This window comes from Halomonas sp. JS92-SW72 (assembly GCF_003547075.1).
Taxonomy (GTDB): Bacteria; Pseudomonadota; Gammaproteobacteria; order Pseudomonadales; family Halomonadaceae; genus Halomonas; species Halomonas alkalicola.
In genome coordinates this window covers 3597174-3614840 of the sequence record NZ_CP032147.1, presented here as the reverse complement: position 1 = coordinate 3614840, position 17667 = coordinate 3597174, and the positions used below count along the sequence as shown (strand labels likewise).

The following is a 17667-nucleotide window of genomic DNA, read 5'->3' as shown; positions in this document are numbered from 1 at the left end:
GGAGAAGCCCATGCACCAGGAAATTTACTTCGAACAGGCCATGGAGCACTCGCTGATCGAGCAGGGCGGCTTCGAGCGCGGCGATGCTAGTGGCTTTGATCCGGCCCGGGCGCTGTTCCCGGAGGAAGTCATTGCGTTTGTCTCCGCCAGCCAGCCCAAGCGCTGGCAATCGCTGGTGAAGCTGCATGGCGATAAGGCGGGAGAGGTGCTGCTGAGTGCGCTGGTCAAGGAGCTGGCTTCCAAGAACGCGCTGTATGTGCTGCGCCACGGCTTCAAGTGCTTCGGCAAGACTTTCCGGCTGGCCTATTTCGCCCCCAATACCGGCATGAACCCGGAGGCCGCCGTGGCCTACGGCCACAACCGGCTGCGGGTGACCCGGCAGGTGCATTTCAGCGAGAAGCACCCGAACAAGTCCCTGGATATGGTGCTGTCAGTCAACGGCCTGCCGGTGGTGACGCTAGAGCTGAAGAACCCCATGACCGGGCAGACGGTGGGCGAAGCCATGGGCCAGTATCGGCGCGACCGCGACCCGGCCGAGCCGATCTTCCGCTTCAAGGAGCGCTCACTGGTGCATTTCGCCGTGGACCCGGACCAGGCCTTTATGACCACCCGCCTGGCCGGGGACGATACCCGCTTTCTGCCCTTCAACCGCGGCCACAACCATGGCGCCGGCAACCCGCCCGCCGAGGATGGCGGCTATCGCACCCGTTATCTCTGGGCGCAGGTGCTGACCCGCGACAGCCTGATGGATATCATCGCCCGCTTCCTGCATCTGGAGGTGAGCGAGAACAAGGTCACTACCAAGAAGGGCGTCAAGCGCCACCGGAAGGAAACGCTGATTTTCCCCCGCTATCATCAGCTTGATGCGGTGCGCCGGCTGATCGACTCGGCCCGCGCCCAGGGGCCGGGGCACAACTATCTGGTGCAGCATTCGGCGGGCTCGGGCAAGTCCAACTCCATCGCCTGGCTGGCTCATCGGCTCTCTAGCCTGCACGATGCCGACGACAACAAGGTCTTCGATACCGTGGTGGTGATCACCGACCGCCGGGTGCTCGACCAGCAGCTGCAGAACACCATCTACCAGTTCGAGCACAAGCAGGGGGTGGTGCAGAAGATCGACGAGAATACGCAGCAGCTTGCCCAGGCGCTCTCATCCGGGGTGCCCATCATCATCTCCACCATCCAGAAGTTCCCCTTCATCACCCAGGCCATGGACACCCTGGCGAAGAAGGGCGAGGGAGTGGCGCTCAACACCGGCGGCAAGCGCTTCGCGGTGATCGTGGACGAGGCCCACAGCTCCCAGTCCGGCGAGACGGCGATGGAGCTGCGCAAGGTGCTCAACCGCGACGGCATCGAAGCGGCCATCGCCGAGGAGTTTCTGGAGGTGGAGGAGGAAGATCTCTCCGAGGAGGCGCGCCGAGAGCTGTTCAAGGAGATGCTCAAGCGCCCGCGCCAGCCGAATATCAGCTTCTTCGCCTTTACCGCCACGCCCAAGTTCAAGACCCAGGCGGTGTTCAACGAACCCGGCCAGGACGGCCAGCCGCCGTTTCATCTCTACTCAATGCGCCAGGCCATCGAGGAAGGCTTCATCATGGATGTGCTGGCCAACTACACCACCTACAAGACCTACTATGGACTGATCAAGTCCATCGAGGACGACCCGCAGGTGCCCCGGCGCAAGGCGGCTCGGGCGCTGGCGCGCTTCATGTCGCTGCATCCGCACAACATTGCCCAGAAAGTGGAAGTGATCGTCGAGCACTTCCGCCACTACACCCGCCACCGCATCGGCGGCCGGGCCAAGGCCATGGTGGTCACCGCCTCGCGCCTGCACGCCGTGCGTTACAAGCAGGCTTTCGACAAGTACATCAAGGACCACGACATCACCGGCATCCGCTCGCTGGTGGCCTTCTCCGGCAGCGTCGCCGACCCGGATTTTCCTGATCAGTCCTACACAGAAGTGGGCATGAACGAGGGCATCAAGGAGTCGGAGCTGCCCGAGCGTTTCGCCTCCGAACATTACCAGGTGCTGTTGGTGGCGGAGAAGTACCAGACCGGCTTTGATCAGCCGCTGTTGCACACCATGTACGTCGATCGTCGGCTGGCTGGCATCCAGGCCGTACAGACGCTCTCCCGGCTCAACCGGACCACTGCGGGAAAGGAAGACACCTTCGTGCTGGATTTCGTCAATGAACCGGGGGAGATCTTTGAAGCCTTCAAGCCCTACTACGAAGTCACCCCCGCCGGGGAGCCCAGCGACCCCCACCAGCTCTATGACCTGCAGCACCGGCTGGACGAGCACCAGGTCTTCACCGCCGAGGAGGTCAATGCCTTCGCCGAGGTGTGGTACAGGAACCGCAACGAGCCCACCGTGGCGGATCACCGGAAGATCAATGCCATTCTCGATCTGGCCGTGGAGCGCTACCGCGCACTGGACGACGACCACCAGGACCAGTTCAAGGGCCAGCTTGCCAGCTTCCGCAACCTCTATGCCTTTCTGGCGCAGATCATCCCCTATCAGGACAGCAGCCTGGAAAAGCTCTACAGCTACGGGCGCTTTCTGCTCCACAAGCTGCCGCGCCGCGCCGATGACACCGTCTACGAGCTGGAGGACGAGGTTTCGCTGAAGTATTACCGGCTGCAGAAGATCAGCGAGGGCGCCATTGACCTGAATGTGGGCGAGGCGCACCCCCTCTACGGGCCCACCGAGGTGGGCACCGGCAAGGCCGAAGACGATGAGGTGGAGCTTTCCACCCTGATCGGCAAGCTCAACGAGCGCTTCGGCACCGAGTTCACGCCGGCCGACCAGCTCTTCTTCGACCAGATCGCCGAAAGCGCAATCGAGAACGACACCCTTCGCGAAGCCGCCCGGGCCAATACCCGCGACAACTTCGCCTATGTCTTCAACCGCATGCTGGAAAACCTGTTCATCGAACGGATGGACGGCAACGAGGAGATTTTCGGCCGCCTGATGAACGACGACGGTTTCCGGCGGGTAGCGGGGGAACACCTGCTGCATGAGGTGTATGAGCGGCTTCAGACGGGGGGAAGAGACCGGCCATGACGGAAAGGAAGGCGCCCTGGCTCCGCACCGCCCAGAGCATCTCGTCCAGCAACGGCTGGTACACCACGCCGTGGGTGAGGGCGTCACCCTCGCGCAGCAGCTCGCCGGCGGTGTGCGCGGCCTGCTTGAGGGTTGTGATCAGCGTGGTGGCTGGTTTCGTCATGTGGCCTGCTCCCTGGTCTTGAGTGGATCGTCGAGGCGCCGGCCACTCTCCCGGTGGAAGGGGTGCAGGGCGTCGCGGGTGACGTAAAAGCGCAGCGTCTCGCCCTCGGCCACCGGGGGCTGGCCGGCGGTGCGGATCACCGTGGGCTGGTCGCTGCCGGCCAGGCAGACGTAGAGGTGGCTCTCGGCGCCGGCGGCCTCGAACAGCTCCAGGGTCGATTCCACCACCAGGTGCGGCTCGCTCGGCGCCCGCATATGCAGGTCGTCGGGGCGGATGCCGACGATGTCGGTGCCCTCGGGCAGGTCGTGGAGCAGGGCCGTTGCGGTGTCGCCGCCCCCGTTGGTGTGTAGATAGTCCAGCGGGATCAGGTTCATGGCCGGGGAGCCGATGAAGGTAGCCACGAACAGCGAGGCGGGCCGGGCATAGATCTCCATGGGGGTGCCCACCTGCTCGATGCGCCCGCCGTTGAGTACCACCAGGCGATCGGCCAGGGTCATGGCCTCGAGCTGGTCGTGAGTCACGTAGAGGCTGGTGGTCTTGAGGCGGCGCTGCAACTTCTTGATCTCCACTCGCATCTGAACGCGCAGCTTGGCGTCCAGGTTGGAGAGCGGCTCGTCGAAGAGGAAGACCGCGGGTTCGCGCACCAGGGCCCGGCCCATGGCCACCCGCTGGCGCTGGCCACCGGAGAGCTGGCGCGGCTTGCGGGGCAGGAAGGCCTCGATCTCCAGCATCGTTGCCGCCGCCTCCACCCGGCGGCGGATCTCGTCGCGCTTGAAGCCGCGGTTCTTCAGGCCGTAGGCCAGGTTGTCGAACACCGTCATATGCGGGTAGAGCGCGTAGTTCTGGAACACCATGGCGATATCGCGCTGGGCGGGCTCCAGCTCGTTGACCCGGCGCTCGCCGATATGCAGCGCCCCAGCGCTGATGGTCTCAAGCCCCGCCACCATGCGCAGCAGGGTCGATTTGCCGCAGCCCGAGGGGCCCACCAGCACCACGAACTCGCCGTCGGCCACCTCCAGGTCAATGCCCTTCACCGCCTGCACGCCGCCGGGGTAGGTCTTCTCGAGGCCCTCGATCCTGATACTTGCCATGATTATTTCTCCGTCTCGGTGAGGCCCTTCACGAACAGGCGCTGCATGAACAGAATCACCAGCACCGGGGGCAGGGCGGCCATCACCACCGCGGCCATCACCAGGTGCCACTGGGGGTCGCCGTCGGCGGCGGTGGTCATGCGCTGGATGCCCATCACCACGGTGTAGTAGTCGCTGTCGGTGGTGATGAGGAGGGGCCAGAGGTACTGGTTCCAGCCGTAGATGAACAGGATCACGAAGAGCGCTGCGATATTGGTGACCGACAGCGGAAGCAGGATGTCCTTGAAGAACTTCAGGGGGCCGGCGCCGTCCACCCGGGCGGCTTCCAATAACTCTTCCGGCACCGTCATGAAGAACTGGCGAAACAGGAAGGTGGCGGTGGCCGAGGCGATCAGCGGGATGGATAGCCCGGCGAAGCTGTTGAGCATGCCGAGGTCGGCCACCACCTGGAAGGTGGGGATGATGCGCACCTCCACCGGCAGCATCAGGGTGACGAAGATCAGCCAGAAGAAGAACAGCCGGAAGGGAAATCGGAAGTAGACGATGGCGAAGGCCGAGAGCAGCGAGATGGCCAGCTTGCCGAAGGTGATCGCCAGCGCCATTACCAGGCTGTTGAAGAGCATCTGGCCCACGGGCGGCGCCCCGGCGCGGGAGAGCCCGCTCTCCCACATGGCGCGATAGTTTTCCAGGGCGTGGCCACCGGGCATCAGGGGAAGGGTGCCGCGCAGGAACTCCCCCGGCGCCTGGGTGGAGGCGACGATGGCGATATAGACGGGAAACAGCACCAGGGCAACGCCGGCGATCAGGATCAGGTGGGCGGCCAGCTGGCTAAGAGGGCGGTGTTCGACCATGGGGGGCTCCTCCGGGTCAGTAGTTGACGCGCCGCTCGATGAAGCGGAACTGCACCACGGTAAGGGTGACCACGATGGCCATCAGGATCACCGACTGGGCGGCGGAGCTGCCCAGGTTGAGCCCCACGAACCCATCGGCGTAGACCTTGTAGACCAGGATATTGGTGGCCTGGGCCGGGCCGCCCTGGGTGGTGGCGTGGATCACTCCGAAGGTGTCGAACATGGCGTAGACCACGTTGACCACCATCAGGAAGAAGGTGGTGGGCGTGAGCAGCGGAAAGACGATCGTCCAGAAGCGCTTCACGGGGCCGGCACCATCGATGGCCGCCGCCTCGATCAGCGACTGGGGGATCGATTGCAGCCCGGCCAGGAAGAACAGGAAGTTGTAGGCGATCTGCTTCCAGGCGGCGGCGATGATCACCAGTGCCATGGCGTCGGTGCCGGAGGTGCGGTGGTTCCAGCGGTAGCCGAGCATCTCGAGCACATAGGGCACGATACCGATGGAGGGGTTGAAGATGAACCACCAGAGCACCCCGGCGATGGCCGGAGCGATGGCGTAGGGCCAGACCAGCAGGGTGGTGTAGAGATTGCGTGAACGCAGCATGCGGTTGACGGTGGTCGCCAGCAGCAGGGCGGCGGACATCGACAGCAGGGTGGTGCCGATGGCGAACACCGCGGTCACCGAGAGCGAGTCGAGGTAGTAGGTGTCGGCGAAGAGTCGTCTGAAGTTGGCCAGGCCAACGAAGCTGGTGTTGAGGCCGAAGGCGTCCTCGCGCAGCAGCGACATGTAAAGTGCCTGAAGCGAGGGCCAGATGAAGAAGATCAGGGTGACGATCACCTGGGGCGCCAGCAGGGCATAGGGCAGCCAGCGCCCGGGAAAGGTCATGCGTTTGGTCTGCATCGATAACTCGACAGGAGAGTGGCAAGGCAGGTGTGGGGAGCGCCAGAGATAACGCCACCCGCTGCCGGGCAGCGGGTGGCGAGGGTGGTGTGTCTCAGCGGTTGGCGGCTTCGAAGTCGCGCAGCAGGGCGTTGCCGCGCCGGGCGGCATCGGCGCTGGCCTGCTCGCCGTTCTTCTGGCCGCTCATCACCGCCTCCAGCTCCTCGGAGATGATGTCGCGGATCTGCACGAAGTTGCCGAAGCGCAGCCCCTTGGAGTTCTCGGTGGGCGGGTTGAGGTTCATCTGCCGAATGGAGATGTCGGCGCCGGGATTCTCGGCGTAGAAACCCTGCTCCTCGCTCAGCTCCCAGGCGGCGTGGGTGATCGGCAGGTAGCCGGTGCGCTGGTGCCAGTCGGCCTGAACCTCGGGGCGGGAGAGGTACTCGAAGAAGGCGGCCAGGGCCTCGTACTCCTCGTCGCTGTGGCCCTGCAGGGCCCACAGGGTGGCACCGCCGATGATGGAGTTCTGGGGGGCGCCCTCCACATCGGCGTAGTAGGGCTGCATGGCGTAGTCCACCGTGAAGTCGGCATTGGCCAGCACCCCGGCCCGGGCGGCGGAGGAGCCGAAGAACATGGCGCACTCCCCCGAGTAGAACATCGGGGCGGCGTCATCCCCCGGCCCCGGGCCGCCCCAGCGGAAGACCCCCTCGTCCTGCCACGCCTTGAGGTTGTCCCAGTGGCGCGCCACCAGGGCATTGTCGAAGACGAACTCGGTCTCCAGGCCGCCGAAGCCGTTCTCCAGGGTGCCCAGCGGCGAGTCGTGCATGGAGGAGAAGTTCTCCAGCATCACCCAGCTCGGCCAGGAGGTGGTGAAGCCGCAGTTGGCGGCACCGCTCTCGCGCAGCTGGCGGGAGGCGTCGACGATCTCCTCCCAGGTCTCGGGCGTGCCGTCCAGGCCCGCGGCATCGAAGGCGTCGCGGTTGAGGTAGAGGATCGGGGTGGAGGAGTTGAAGGGGAAGGAGAGCATGTTGCCGCGGGTATCGGTGTAGTAGCCCACCACCGCCGGCAGGAAGGCCTCCCGGTCGAAGGCGCGGCCGTGGTCTGCCATCAGCTCATGGATGGGGTAGATGGCGCCTTCGGCGGCCATCATGGTGCCGGTGCCCACCTCGAAGACCTGCAGTATGTGCGGCTGCTCACCCGCGCGGAAGGCGGCGATGGCGCCGGTCATGGTCTCGGTGTAGTTGCCGCGGTAGCTGGGGCGCACCCGATAGTCGTCCTGGGAGGCGTTGAACGCCTCGGTGATGCCTTCGAGGATCTCGCCGAGCTCGCCGCCCATGGCGTGCCACCACTGGACCTCGACGGCGGCGTGAGCGGACAGCGACAGGGTGGCGGCGGCGACGCCTGCGGCCAGGCTCTTCAGGGAAAATGCGGACATGTAGCGCTCCTTGCGGTGTGATGAACAGCGATGTCGTGGATGGCGATCAGCCGCCCTGTTACGGGCAAGACGTTATCCGCACAAGATGACGCCACGGTGGCGAGCGCGTGTCAGTCGTATGGCAGCAACGTGACGCGCCTCGTCGGTCATGCCGTTGTCACCCGGGTGGTTCAGGCTGTCGGCCTTTCTCGAGCTACCGGGCCACTGGAGACCGACATGCGCCTTGCCCTCTTCGACCTCGACGACACCCTGCTGGACGGCGACTGCAGCGCGCTGTGGAACGACTGGATGGTGGAACGGGACTGGATCGCCGCGCCGGGTGACTTCCTGGCCAGCACCCAGAGGATGAACGACGCCTACCACGCGGGACGGCTGCGGCTTGAGGAGTACCTGGCCCTGACGCTGTCGCCTCTGGTGGGGCGCCATCTAGAGGAGGTGGCGAGAGAGGTGGAGGCCTTCGTGGCGGCTCGTGTCGTACCCCGGCTGTTCGCCCAGGGGCGCGAGCTGATCGCTCGGCACCGCCAGCAGGGCGATCTCCCGATGCTGATCTCCGCTTCCTCGCGGCATCTGGTGGCGCCGGTGGCGGTCGCCCTGGGCATCCGGGAGGTGATCGCCGTGGAGCCGGCCCTTGATGGGCAGCGCTTCACCGGCCACACCACTGGTGTTCTCTCCTACCGTAGCGGCAAGGTCGCCCGCCTGGAGGCCTGGCTGGCCAAGCAGGGCGTTGCGGCCAGCCACCTGAGCTTCTACTCAGACTCCCAGAATGATCTGCCGCTGCTCAACCGGGTCGATCGTCCGGTGGCGGTCAATCCCGACCCGGTGCTGGCCGAGGTGGCCAGGTATGAGGGCTGGGAGCGGCTGGATTGGCGCGACGGGTCAGGGCTCCATGGGTTGTCCATGATGGCGATCAGTGAATGAACGAAGCCTACTGCCTGCGCCTCACCGATCACCTGCGCGAGCTGCTCAGCGATCCCGACGCCTTCGAGGAGGGGCGGCTGGAGGGCAAGGCATAGGGGCTTGCCGGCCGCTCTTCACGCCATCTTCAGCTTTTCATGTAGGTGTTAGCCAAGCATCACCGGGTTGCCATTCGAGGTCGCCAGATTGCTGGTCTATACCAGAGCTGCAGTCCTGGTTGCCACTCACCCCACCCGGATAGCCACCATGTCCCTGTTTCCCCGTTCCCTGCTCCCTGCTCGGCGGCGCCGTTGCGCTGGCCATGATAACCGGCACCCAGGCCGCCACCGAGCTGACCGTCTACACCGCCGTCGAGTCGACGGCCCATCGATGACATCGGGCCGCTGTTTTTGCCAGAGTTGCTGAATACGGCGCGTTGCTGATGAAGATGTGACATCCGAGTGAAAGCATACTGTCATCGCGCTGTAAGCCAGTGACAATAATGTCGATGGGGCTCACTCATCGGAGGTTTTCCTAATGTCGAAGTGCCCCCTGTCAGCGGCCCTCTCCGCCGCCGTGGTTCTTGCCGGCCTGGCCCTTCCGGCTCTCGGTAACGAGAAGCTGGTGCTTTACACCAGCCAGCCCAACAGCGATGCCCAGCAAACCGTCGACGCCTTCCAGGCGACCTACCCCGAGATCGAGGTGGAGTGGGTGCGGGATGGCACCACGCAGCTGATGACCCGGCTGCGCTCCGAACTCTCCGCCGGCGTCAGCAACCCTGATGTGCTGTTGATCGCCGACAGCATGACCCTGGAGTCGCTCAAACAAGAAGGGCACCTGCAGCCCTACCTGAGCCCGGAACGCGAGGTCTACGCCGCCGAGCTCTACGATCCGGAAGGCTACTACTACGGCACCAAGCTGATCACCACAGGCATCGTCTACAACACTGGGGCCGAACGGCAGCCGCAGAGCTGGCGGGAGCTCACCCAGCCCGAGTACGAAGGGCAGGTGACCATGCCGAGCCCGCTCTATTCCGGCGCCGCGCTGATTCACATGGCGACGCTCGAGGCCAACCCCGAACTCGGTGAAGAGTACTACGCAGCACTCCAGGCCAATCGTGTCGAGGCCCAGGGCGGCAACGGCGGCGTGTTCAACGCCGTGGCGTCGGGCACCAAACCCTACGGCATCGTGGTGGACTTCCTGCCGATCCGCGAAGCGGCCAAGGGCTCGCCGGTGGCGTTCGTGTTCCCCGAAGAGGGCGTGAGCGCCGTGACGGAGCCGGTGGCGATCATGCAGGGCGCCAGGAATGTCGAGGCGGCGCAAAAGTTCGTCGATTTTGTTCTCTCACGTGAAGGCCAAGAGCTAGTCAGCGAGCAGGGTTATCTCCCGGCGCATCCCGAGGTCGCTCCGCCGGCCGGCTTCCCCGCCCGCAACGGCATCACGCTGATGCCGTTGGACATCGAAAGCGCCCTGGCCAGGGAAGCCGAACTCAAGCAGCGCTTCGGCGACCTGTTCGGAAGCTGACCATGTCGCCGGGTCTCGCCGATAGCAGGCAGCATCGCTGGCTGCTCACCCTGCTCATGCTCGTCATCGTGGCGCTCAGCCTCGTTCCCAGCCTGCGCTTGCTGATGGAGTCGCTGGGCGGCCTGGGCCAGGGCAGTGAGTCGCCGCTATGGCGCGTGCTGCAGGCCAAGAGTACCTGGCGGGCGCTGTGGCGCAGCCTCTATACGTCGGGGCTGGGCATGCTGATTGCGCTGGTGCTGGGCAGCCTGTTCGCCTTCGTGATTACTCTCACGGACATTCGCGGCAAGGCCTGGCTGGTGTTCTGCTTCATGTTGCCGATGATGATCCCGCCCCAGGTCACCGCGCTGAGCTGGCTGCAGCTGTTCGGGCCCGCCAGCCCGCTGCTGAAGAGCATCGGCATGGCGCCGCCCCTGGGCAGCCCCCAGCCGCTCTATTCCGCCGAAGGTATTGCCCTGTTGCTGGGGATCCAGAGCGCGCCGCTGGTGTTCCTGGCGCTGCGCACTTCACTGCTCTCCCTCCCCCGCGAACTGGTCGAGGCGGCCCGTATCAGCGGCGCCCGCCAGGCTCAGGTGTGGGGGCAGATCATCCTGCCGGTGACCCGTAGCGGCCTGATCGCCGGTGCCGCCATGGCTTTCATTTCGAGTCTGGGCAACTTCGGCATTCCCGCCATGCTGGGCATCCCCGCCGGCTACTACGTGCTACCGACCCTGATCTACCAGCGCATGGCCAGCTTCGGCACCGGCGTACTGGCCGAGATGGCCTCGCTGTCGCTGCTGATCGGCGTGCTCGCGCTGGCGGGGGTGGCGCTGCAGCAGGCGTGGATGAAGCGCAGCCGTTTTGGCCTGATGGGCCACAGCGGCCGCGCCCACGACTTTTCTCTGGGCCGCTGGCGGGGAGGGGTGACCGCCCTGCTGGTGACGCTATTACTGGTCATCCTCGTGGCTCCCTTGCTGGCGCTGGTGGTGAGTTCGCTGGTGCCCGCTGTGGGCGTGCCGCTTACCTGGGAGACCGTCACCCTGAACGCCTATCACGAGGTGATCGGCCGCCAGGGAGCGACCTGGCGCGCGGTGCGCAACAGCCTGTGGCTTGCGGGTTGCGCCGCCCTGGTGTTGATGCTGTGCAGCCTGCCGCTGGCCTACCGCCTACAGCGACTGTCGCCGCGCTGGCAAAGCTTGGCATTGAGCGCTATCGAGCTGCCCTATGCGCTGCCCGGTGTGGTACTGGCGGTGGCCTGTATCCTGCTCTTCGTGCGGCCCATCCCAGTTGTGAACGTGGCGCTCTACGGCACACTGGGACTGATCTTCGTCGCCTACCTGGCGCGCTTCCTGGTGGTGTGTCTCAAGCCGGTGGCCGCTGGCCTCGCCCAGCTCGACCCCTCGTTGGAGGAGGCCGCGCAGTTGGCAGGCGCTGGCCCCTGGCGGCGCCTGGGTGGCATTGTGCTGCCGCTGCTGGCCCCGGCGCTATTTGCCGGTGGGCTGCTGGTATTCCTGCTGGCAGTGAACGAGTTGACCGTTTCGGCGCTGCTGTGGAGCGCGGGGAACGAGACTCTGGGCGTGCTGATCTTCAACCTCGACGAAGGCGGCGAGAGCGTGCTGGCTGCTGCAGTTTCCGTGCTGGTGGTGTTGATGGTCGCCACGTTGATGCTCTGCCTGAGCCTGCTGGCACCGCGCCTGCCCAAGGGGGTCGTGCCATGGCAGGGTTGACGATCGATAGTGTGACCAAGCGCTTCGGTGAGCACCCTGCCGTCGAGGCGCTCTCCCTGGACATCGCTTCGGGAGAGTTCGTCGCGCTGCTCGGCCCCAGCGGCTGCGGCAAGACCACCATGCTGCGCATGCTGGCCGGCTTCGAGTCGCTCAGTGAAGGGGAAATTCGTCTGGGCGGGCGGATATTGGCCAGCCGCGAGCATCACGTTGCGCCGGAACGGCGCAATATGGCGATGGTGTTCCAGTCCTACGCTCTGTGGCCGCACATGAGCGTGGCCGACAACGTCGGCTACCCACTCAAGCTGCGCCGCCTGGCTGGCGAGACGTACCGGCATCGGGTGGCCCAGGCGCTGGCGCTAGTGGGGCTCTCGGCTTACGCAGAGCGCTCGCCGCAGGAGCTCAGCGGTGGCCAGCGTCAGCGCGTGGCGCTGGCACGCTGCCTGGTGACAGATCCGGAAGTGGTATTGCTCGACGAGCCGCTGGCCAACCTCGACCGCCACCTCCGTGCGTCCATGGAGCAGAGCTTTCGCGAGTTCAACCGCCGCACCCAGGCCACCCTGGTCTACGTCACCCACGACCAGAGCGAGGCCATGGCGCTGGCGGACCGCATCGCGGTCATGCGCGAGGGCAGGCTGGTGCAGTGGGCCACGCCGGAAACGCTCTATCGCCAGCCGCGGACCGCCTGGGTGGCCAGCTTCATCGGCCAGGGCAGCCTATTGAACGTGGCGGCCGGGCGGCCGGACCAGCGCCTGGAGGAGGCCACGCTGATGCGTGGGCTTGCCTCTGCTCCTGCTGAGCGCACCCAGCCGGTACTGGTGCGCCCCGAGCACGTGACGGTGCTGTCCGATGCCCTTTCCCCACAGGCGTTGTGCGGACGAGTGGAGAGCGTGACCTTCCGCGGCGAACGCTACGAGCTGCACCTGCGCCTCGAAAGCGGTGAAGCGCTGCTGGCTTACCACCACACGGCGCTCGATGAAGGGCGGCAGGTGGCCCTAATCCTGCGCGAGGGCTGGTGCCTGGAGCCCGAGACATGAGCCTGCGCATCGAGGTGCTAAGCGGGCTGGGCGACAAGGCGCCCGCCGCCATCCTGGTCGAGGCCGAGGGCAGGCGCCTGCTGCTCGACGCCGGCGGCGCCCTGCATCCGGGCCAGTCGATAGCCTGGGCAGAAGGGCTGGACGTCGATGCTGTGCTGATCAGTCACGACCATTTCGATCACATCGGCGGGGTCTCGGCGCTGCCTGCCGAACTGCCGCTCTACTGCGCGCCCTCGGTGGCGGCGGCGTTGCCCAGCGGCCGGGAGTGGCGAGCGCTGCCCGAGCGCGGGCAGTGCCGAATCGCGGGCATTCCGGTGACCACCGGCCAGGCGGGGCATTCGCTCGGTGGCGTATGGCTGCATCTCGGCATTGGTGACGGCGTATTCTACAGCGGCGACGCCTGCCGTGAGTCGCTGCTGTTTCCTTTCGACGAGCCGCCCCCGGCTCGCGTTGCGCTGCTGGACGCCTCCTATGGCAGCTACGACACGCTCCAGGCGCAGTGTCGCGAGGCCATCGCGCAGCGGCTGAGCGGACCTCGAGTGCTGCCGGTGCCGGTCTCGGGCCGAGCACTGGAGATGGCGCTATGGCTCGACGAGCTTGGTGTCGTCTGGAATCTGGACGACGCCTGCCGCGCGGGGCTCGAGGCGTTGCTGAGGCTGCCCCGTACGTTGCGCCGGCAAGGGCAAGATGATGCCATACGCCGACTGTTAGAGGCTTCACGTCCGGACTCCCCCACGCTGTGGCTGGTGGCGGACCGCGACGATGACCCCGAGGACTGGCCGGGGTACCGGCTACTACATACGGGCTATCTCACGCCCCGGCGGCAACGCCAGAGGATAGCCGGGGAGGTCGACTGGCAGCGCTGGAACGTCCACCTTCGGCTGTCCCATATGCGGGGGCTGGTGCAGCAACTGGGAGCGGAGCAGGTAACCCCCCTCTTTACCACCGAGGTGCGCGAAGTGAACGAGTTGCTGACGACAGATGAGCCACTATTGTCGGAGGAAGACAGCGATGCTGCTGGCTAGGCCCTTCGTCTTTATCCGCCATGGTGAAACGCAGCTCAACCGAGAGCAGCGCATCTGCGGCCGCAGCGACGTGCCGCTGACGTCGCTGGGTGAGGCCCAGGCGCGGCAGGCTGCTGCGTGGCTGGATCGGCCATGGAGTCTGGTCGTGACCAGCACGCTGCAGCGCGCCTGGCGCACCGCGGAACTGGCGGTTCCCGGCCAGGAGGCGATGCGACTGAGTGGGCTCAACGAGCGCAACTGGGGGCGACTGGACCAATTGCGCCTGACGCAGCAGCCTGCCTACGAGGCCACACCGCCCGGCGGCGAGAGCTGGGCGCGCTTCCAGGCCCGCGTGTTGGCGGCGCTGAACGGCGCGCTGGCAAGCGCGGAGATGCCGCTGGTGGTAGCCCACTCCGGTATTTTTCGCGTCATTCGTGCCCAGCTGATCGGCACCCCCCACGGCCCCCGGCTAGCCAATGCCACACCGTATCTGGTCCGTCCCGGCCTGCTGGGCTGGCAGGTTAACCGATATGTATCGCATCCCTCAGCTCGTCGTGCCGCTCGGGGTGGGCTACCACCAGACTGGTCCACTCGGTAGGCGCCGGGTTGCCGGCGAGGTCGGTGACCGTGCAGCCCGCCTCCCGGGCGATGACGATGCCGGCGGCGATGTCCCATAGCTCCAGCCGGGCTCCCTGGGACCAGAAGGCATCGAAGCGGCCAATGCCGGCATAGGCGATTTCGAGTGCCGCCGAGCCGGGGGCTCGAATGCCTGCCACCTTCGGCATCAGGTCGGCCATCTGGGACAGGCTGGTCGGGCAGTCGCCCTTGGCGTGGTAGGGCAGGCAAGTGGCGACCAGCATCTCGTGCAGGGCTCGCGCGGGAGGTGCTGTGATGCGCTGCGTTCCACGGTAGGCGCCTTGTTCGCGCTCCGCCCACAGCATTTCGTCCAGCAGCGGCTGGTAGACCACCCCGTGGGTGAGTATATCGCCCTCGCGAACGGCGATAGAGACGGAAAAGTGGGGCACCCGATGCAGGAAGTTGTTGGTGCCGTCCAGTGGGTCGATGATCACCGTGATGTCACCATCCCGCGCTGGGGTGGCGCCGGTCTCCTCGCCAAGGAAGCCCACGTCGGGATAGGCACGGCGAATGGTGTCGATAATGGCGTTCTCGGCCGCCCGGTCGTAATAGGTCACGAAGTCCGAGGCGCCCTTGCTTTCGAAGTTGATGGCTCCGTCGGCGTGGTAGCCCTCGCGAAGAATCGCGCCTGCCGCTCGGGCGGCGCGTTGCAGGGTCTCGCCTAGAGCTTCTGAGTTATCGATCATTTGAGTTCTCCTTTTAAATCCTGACGGAGGAGCAGTTATTCATCCTGAAATGGGCAGCCGCCTGCGGCTGAACACCGTCAGCGCCACCAGCAGCGCCGTGGTGGTGAAGATCGCCACGGCGCTCATCGCCATGCCGACGCCGGGGGAGCCCTGCTCGAACTGGCCGAACACGAAGGTGGAGACCGTGCGCATTCCGGCGGGCGCCACCATCAGCGAGGCGACGAGCTCCCGGGAGGCGATGGCGAACACCAGCAGCATGGAGACGATCAGCCTCGGGGCCAGGGCCGGCAGCAGGATGCGCCGGAAGGCGGTGAAGAAGCCGGCGCCGCACACCCGGGCCGCGGCCTCCAGGCTCTCGCCCATCTGGCGGAAGGCCGCCGAGGCGTAGCGCACCGGATAGGGCAGCAGCAGGCAGGCATAGGCGAGCAGCAGCATGGCGCCGGTGTTATAGACCTGGATCGGCCACCAGCTCTGGTTCCAGGCCAGGATCAGGCCCACCGCCACCACGATGCCGGGCATGGTATTGGGCAGCAGCGAGAGCAGGTCGAGCAGCCCCTTGCCGCGCAGGTGAGCCCGCACCACCAGGTAGCCCACCAGGGCTCCCAGCACTCCGGTGAGCAGCGCGGCACCGATGGCAAGCCCCAGGCTGGTGGAGAGCGCCTGCAGGGCGCCGCCTCGGTTGGCGAAAAGCGCCTCGAAGTGGCGCAGCGAAAGGTTCTCTGCGGTCAGGCCGCCGGAGAGGGTGCCGGTGAAGGCGGTAGCCAGCACGGCGATGAGCGGCACGCCCACCGAGACCAGCCCCACCAGGCCGAACAGCGCCAGCACCGGCCAGCGCAAGGGGCCCAGCTCGAAACGCTCCACCGCCGCCGGCTTGCCGGTCTGGCTGACGAAGGAACGTCGCGTCACCAGCCAGTGCTGCAGGGTGAAGGCGGCCATGGCCAGCATCACCAGCAGCAGCGAGAGCACTGCCGCCCCCGGGATGTCGATGGGCCAGTCGGAGAAGCGCTCGTGGATGCCGGTGACCAGCACCTTGTAGCCCGCCTGGGCGCCCAGGGTGGCCGGCGTGCCGAATTCCTCGATGGTCAGGGCGAAGACCAGCAGTAGGCTGGCGGCGATGCCAGGGGTGGAGAGCGGCAGGGTGATGCGCCAGAAGGCGCGCCAGGCCCCGGCACCGCTGACTCGGGCGGCCGAAGCGTAGCGTCCGCCGACGCTCATCATGGTGCGCGACACCGCGAAATAGACCACCGGGAAGATGTTGAGCACCATCACGAAGACGATGCCGGAGAAGGAGAACAGGAAGCCGCTGGCGGAGAACCCGGTGAGCTGCTCGGCGTAGCCCCGCGGCTGCAGTGTCAGCATCCAGGAGAGGGCCGCGATATAGGGCGGGATCATGAAAGGGATCAGGAAGATGAGATCCCAGGCGGCGCCGCCGGGCACCCGGGCCAGGGCGCGCAACGCTCCCAGCGGGATGGCCAGCAGGGCACAGGCGACCACTACCGCGAGGCCCAGACGAAGGGTATTGCCGAGCAGCCCCAGCAGCGCCGGGTCGGAGAGCAGCGGCATGAACAGGCCGAAGGCGCCGGCGAGCTCCCCGCGCGACCAGCCGGGAAAGATCGCCTGCAGCACCACGTAGAGCAGCGGCAGCCCCACCAGCAGCAGCAGGGCAGCGGCGGTCAGCAGCATGACGACGCCTGCCCCGGTGATCCGGGGCAGGCGAGAGACGACAGGGGCCGACATCAGCTCCCCGTGGCCTCGCGGAAGCGGGCGAGGATGGCGTCGCGCCGGGCATTCATGGCCTCGTTGTCCACCTCGATCAGGGTCAGCTCCTCGAGGGTCGGGCGCAGTGCCTCGACGTCGGTACGGGCCGGCATCAGGTAGCTGTCGGCGACCCGCGCCTGGCCCTGCTCGGAGAGCACGAAGTCGACGAATCGCTCGGCCTCGTCGGGCATGAAGGTGGAGGCGAGGATCATCATCGGCCGCGGGGCGATCACGGTGCCGCTCTCGGGGAAAATCACCTCGATGGCCTCGCCCTCGGCCTGCTGGCCCAGTGAGATGTAGTCCACCGCGCCGAAGACCACGGACTTCGCCCCCTGCAGCACCGGGTTGAGGGCGCGGGCGTTGGGGCCGGGCACGATCATGCCGTTGTCGGCGAGCGCTTCCATCAGCGCCCAGGTGGCCTCCTCGCCCAGGGCGGTGAGCAGGCCGGTGATCAGCTCGAAGGCGGCGCCGGACTGGGCCGGGTCGGGCATGGTCACCTGGTCGCGGTAGGCCGAATCGGTGAGATCGCTCCAGTCGGCGGGGGCGGGCACGTCGCTGTTGCGATTCCACACCAGGGCCAGGGCCGAGACCCCCTGGGCCACGTAGTGGTCGGTCTTGAGGAAGTCGGGCACCGTCTCGGCGTTGGGCGAGCGGTATTCGTGCAGGAGGCCGTCCGCGTGCAGTGATTCGGCGCTGTCCCAGGAGGCGGAGATCACCACGTCGGCCAGCGGATTGGCCTGCTCGGACTCCAGGCGCGCCATCACCTGACCGGTGGTGCTCTGGAAGACGTTGACCTCGATGCCCGTTTCCGCGGTGAAGTCGGCGGCCAGGTTCTCGATCAGGGCGCCGGGGCCGGCGGAGTAGACGGTCAGCGCGCTGGCGGCGGCCAGGCCTGGCAGGGCGAACAGGACGGCGCCGAGGGCGAGGGGTTTCAAGGGGAACATGTG

General features: G+C 66.4%; 14 protein-coding genes. 7 read left to right on the top strand and 7 right to left on the bottom strand.

Going from position 1 to position 17667, the window contains the following annotated elements:
* Positions 1 to 10 precede the first annotated feature (10 nt).
* The gene (locus tag D1793_RS17020; RefSeq protein ID WP_119023203.1) at positions 11 to 3061 is read left to right on the top strand and encodes a type I restriction endonuclease; all 3051 of its coding nucleotides are present in this window, start codon (positions 11 to 13) and stop codon (positions 3059 to 3061) included.
* 159 nt (positions 3062 to 3220) lie between these two features.
* Here D1793_RS17020 and D1793_RS17015 read toward each other — a convergent pair whose 3' ends face one another.
* The 4 genes from D1793_RS17015 to ugpB form a co-directional block, all read right to left on the bottom strand.
* On the bottom strand, positions 3221 to 4315 hold the full coding sequence (locus tag D1793_RS17015; protein WP_119023202.1) for a sn-glycerol-3-phosphate import ATP-binding protein UgpC: 1095 nt from the start codon (positions 4313 to 4315) through the stop codon (positions 3221 to 3223).
* A 2-nt stretch (positions 4316 to 4317) separates the two neighbouring features.
* Complete coding sequence (ugpE, locus tag D1793_RS17010) at positions 4318 to 5166, bottom strand: sn-glycerol-3-phosphate ABC transporter permease UgpE (protein ID WP_119023201.1); 849 nt, start codon at positions 5164 to 5166, stop codon at positions 4318 to 4320.
* 16 nt (positions 5167 to 5182) lie between these two features.
* Positions 5183 to 6067, bottom strand: a complete 885-nt coding sequence (gene ugpA / locus D1793_RS17005) for a sn-glycerol-3-phosphate ABC transporter permease UgpA (protein WP_119023200.1) — start codon at positions 6065 to 6067, stop codon at positions 5183 to 5185.
* Positions 6068 to 6161: 94 nt separating this feature from the next.
* Positions 6162 to 7481, bottom strand: a complete 1320-nt coding sequence (gene ugpB / locus D1793_RS17000; protein ID WP_119023199.1) for a sn-glycerol-3-phosphate ABC transporter substrate-binding protein UgpB — start codon at positions 7479 to 7481, stop codon at positions 6162 to 6164.
* 216 nt (positions 7482 to 7697) lie between these two features.
* On the opposite strand from ugpB, the gene D1793_RS16995 reads away from it, so the two are divergent.
* From D1793_RS16995 to D1793_RS16970, 6 genes are all read left to right on the top strand, one after another.
* Positions 7698 to 8399 carry an HAD family hydrolase gene (locus tag D1793_RS16995; RefSeq protein WP_119023198.1) on the top strand — a complete coding sequence of 234 codons (702 nt, stop codon included), beginning with the start codon at positions 7698 to 7700 and terminating at the stop codon, positions 8397 to 8399.
* Between the two features lie 513 nt (positions 8400 to 8912).
* Positions 8913 to 9899, top strand: a complete 987-nt coding sequence (locus tag D1793_RS16990) for an ABC transporter substrate-binding protein (RefSeq protein WP_119023197.1) — start codon at positions 8913 to 8915, stop codon at positions 9897 to 9899.
* Between the two features lie 2 nt (positions 9900 to 9901).
* Positions 9902 to 11602 (top strand): iron ABC transporter permease, encoded by a 1701-nt coding sequence (locus D1793_RS16985; protein WP_119023196.1) that lies wholly within the window; start codon positions 9902 to 9904, stop codon positions 11600 to 11602.
* On the top strand, positions 11590 to 12636 hold the full coding sequence (locus D1793_RS16980) for an ABC transporter ATP-binding protein (protein ID WP_119023195.1): 1047 nt from the start codon (positions 11590 to 11592) through the stop codon (positions 12634 to 12636). The genes D1793_RS16985 and D1793_RS16980 overlap by 13 nt, the downstream gene beginning before the upstream one ends.
* Positions 12633 to 13661, top strand: a complete 1029-nt coding sequence (locus D1793_RS16975; RefSeq protein WP_119023194.1) for an MBL fold metallo-hydrolase — start codon at positions 12633 to 12635, stop codon at positions 13659 to 13661. Before D1793_RS16980 ends, D1793_RS16975 begins: the two co-directional genes overlap by 4 nt.
* Positions 13648 to 14238, top strand: coding sequence for a histidine phosphatase family protein (locus tag D1793_RS16970; protein ID WP_162900001.1), 591 nt, complete (start codon positions 13648 to 13650; stop codon positions 14236 to 14238). Before D1793_RS16975 ends, D1793_RS16970 begins: the two co-directional genes overlap by 14 nt.
* Here D1793_RS16970 and D1793_RS16965 read toward each other — a convergent pair.
* Genes D1793_RS16965 through D1793_RS16955 form a run of 3 tightly spaced genes read right to left on the bottom strand, consistent with a single transcriptional unit; the run spans position 14162 to position 17664 of the window.
* Entirely contained in the window at positions 14162 to 14962 is an 801-nt protein-coding gene (locus D1793_RS16965) for an inositol monophosphatase family protein (RefSeq protein WP_119023192.1), read from the bottom strand. The genes D1793_RS16970 and D1793_RS16965 overlap by 77 nt on opposite strands.
* A 39-nt stretch (positions 14963 to 15001) precedes the next feature.
* A complete protein-coding gene (locus D1793_RS16960; RefSeq protein WP_119023191.1) occupies positions 15002 to 16699 on the bottom strand; it encodes an iron ABC transporter permease in 1698 nt (565 codons plus the stop codon).
* The gene (locus D1793_RS16955) at positions 16699 to 17664 is read right to left on the bottom strand and encodes an ABC transporter substrate-binding protein (RefSeq protein ID WP_119023190.1); all 966 of its coding nucleotides are present in this window, start codon (positions 17662 to 17664) and stop codon (positions 16699 to 16701) included. Before D1793_RS16955 ends, D1793_RS16960 begins: the two co-directional genes overlap by 1 nt.
* Positions 17665 to 17667: the final 3 nt, after the last annotated feature.

Excerpts from the sequence above, each read along its gene's own strand:
- D1793_RS16965 (WP_119023192.1), bottom strand. The coding sequence starts at position 14,962 with ATGATCGATAACTCAGAAGCTCTAGGCGAGACCCTGCAACGCGCCGCC.
- D1793_RS16960 (WP_119023191.1), bottom strand. The coding sequence starts at position 16,699 with ATGTCGGCCCCTGTCGTCTCTCGCCTGCCCCGGATCACCGGGGCAGGC.
- ugpA (WP_119023200.1), bottom strand. The coding sequence starts at position 6,067 with ATGCAGACCAAACGCATGACCTTTCCCGGGCGCTGGCTGCCCTATGCC.
- D1793_RS16985 (WP_119023196.1), top strand. The coding sequence starts at position 9,902 with ATGTCGCCGGGTCTCGCCGATAGCAGGCAGCATCGCTGGCTGCTCACC.
- D1793_RS16970 (WP_162900001.1), top strand. The coding sequence starts at position 13,648 with ATGCTGCTGGCTAGGCCCTTCGTCTTTATCCGCCATGGTGAAACGCAG.
- D1793_RS17015 (WP_119023202.1), bottom strand. The coding sequence starts at position 4,315 with ATGGCAAGTATCAGGATCGAGGGCCTCGAGAAGACCTACCCCGGCGGC.
- D1793_RS16990 (WP_119023197.1), top strand. The coding sequence starts at position 8,913 with ATGTCGAAGTGCCCCCTGTCAGCGGCCCTCTCCGCCGCCGTGGTTCTT.
- D1793_RS16955 (WP_119023190.1), bottom strand. The coding sequence starts at position 17,664 with ATGTTCCCCTTGAAACCCCTCGCCCTCGGCGCCGTCCTGTTCGCCCTG.
- D1793_RS17020 (WP_119023203.1), top strand. The coding sequence starts at position 11 with ATGCACCAGGAAATTTACTTCGAACAGGCCATGGAGCACTCGCTGATC.
- ugpB (WP_119023199.1), bottom strand. The coding sequence starts at position 7,481 with ATGTCCGCATTTTCCCTGAAGAGCCTGGCCGCAGGCGTCGCCGCCGCC.
- D1793_RS16995 (WP_119023198.1), top strand. The coding sequence starts at position 7,698 with ATGCGCCTTGCCCTCTTCGACCTCGACGACACCCTGCTGGACGGCGAC.
- D1793_RS16980 (WP_119023195.1), top strand. The coding sequence starts at position 11,590 with ATGGCAGGGTTGACGATCGATAGTGTGACCAAGCGCTTCGGTGAGCAC.
- D1793_RS16975 (WP_119023194.1), top strand. The coding sequence starts at position 12,633 with ATGAGCCTGCGCATCGAGGTGCTAAGCGGGCTGGGCGACAAGGCGCCC.
- ugpE (WP_119023201.1), bottom strand. The coding sequence starts at position 5,166 with ATGGTCGAACACCGCCCTCTTAGCCAGCTGGCCGCCCACCTGATCCTG.